Origin of the sequence: Catenovulum agarivorans DS-2, from assembly GCF_000568405.1 — a bacterium.
Classification (GTDB): domain Bacteria; phylum Pseudomonadota; class Gammaproteobacteria; order Enterobacterales; family Alteromonadaceae; genus Catenovulum; species Catenovulum agarivorans_A.
Genome location: NZ_ARZY01000088.1, coordinates 1 through 1,425 on the forward strand (window position 1 = coordinate 1; position 1,425 = coordinate 1,425).

Below are 1,425 nucleotides of genomic sequence, written 5' to 3' on the forward strand. Positions count from 1 at the left end.
TATATGGACACCTTCACATGTGCAACCTCTTTTTAACTAAAATACCCATAAAGTTTTAGGTTAAAAAGTACAGGAATAAACTGCACCCGTATATCCGGCTTATTGATGGGGCACAATATTGCCCCTAGCCCAAATGAGAACCGCGCCTTTGCCGCTTATCGTCCTTACGGAATATGACTTCCTCGGGCTTGCTCAGCTTTCACAAAGGCCGGTCTAACCTGTTACTTCATTTACCTGTAGCACTTTAGGGTGTGTTAAAAATTAAACTTTACTTATCTTGCATTCTAATTAGTGGGTGAATTTACGTGTATTAACCCGCTCTAAATTCTGTTTTGTGATAAAGCATTGACCAAATAATCCTGGCTAACTTGTTTGCTACAGCAACTGCAGCTTTGTGTTTACCTCTGCGCTCAATAATTTTCTTAGCCCAAACGGACATCCTGTCCTTACTCCCATCTACAACACGAATGAATGACCAAGCCCCTTGAACTAATAACCGTCTTAAATATTTGTTGCCTCGTTTGGTAATTCCTGACAACTTTTGTTTACCACCACTGGAATGCTCTTTAGGTACTAAACCTAAATTTGCAGCAAAATGCCGACCATTTTTGTAATGACTTCCATCACCCGCATGCGCTATGACGGCTGTTGCTATTTTTTCACCCACGCCTTTGATTGCCATCAAACGAGTTGCATCTTCACTTGATTTTGCTTGCTGTTTAATTCGTTTATCAAACTGTTTAATCCTTTGGTTTAGCTCTACCCATTCATCACGCATTTCACTGAGCAATAACCTAGCAGATGCTGTTAAACGATTTTCAGCGTCTTCAAGTAAATCAGGTATTGCTAAAAATAATGTTTCTTTACCCTGTGCAACAACTTCACCGTATTCACTCAAGAACCCGCGTATTTGGTTGATTAACGCGGTTCGAGCTTCTATCAACCTATCCACACATCTGTGTACCTGAATAATATCTGTTTGCTCTAGCGACCTTGGTTTTACTTTTTGTATATTTGGTCTTCTGGCCGCTTCAGTAATCGCAAAAGAATCATTTCTATCGTTTTTATTTCCTTTAACAAAAGGTTTTACGTGAATGGGAGGAATTAACGATACCTCTCGCGAGCGACTTTCTAATTCACGTCCCCAATAATTTGAACCGCCACAAGCTTCCATGGCAATTTCAGCATCAGGGTATTTTGCCAACACCTCAAACACCTTATTTCGTTTCACTGGACGGTTAAACACTTGTTTACCAGCCTGATTGACTCCACAAATTTGAAAGATATTTTTTGCCAAATCTATACCAATTAATGTAACCTGCATCTTGAACACCTTTTGTTGTTTGCTTATTGATGATTTTTGCGAATTTCAATAATGGCGCATTACGACGCCTATTTATACAAAAGGTGTTCATCTCATCATCC

The 1,425-nt window shown here is 39.5% G+C and carries 1 protein-coding gene; it reads right to left on the bottom strand.

The window, feature by feature from the left end; translation table 11 throughout:
* Positions 1 to 310 precede the first annotated feature (310 nt).
* Complete coding sequence (locus DS2_RS19295; protein ID WP_035016723.1) at positions 311 to 1,324, bottom strand: IS110 family transposase; 1,014 nt, start codon at positions 1,322 to 1,324, stop codon at positions 311 to 313.
* Positions 1,325 to 1,425 lie beyond the last annotated feature (101 nt).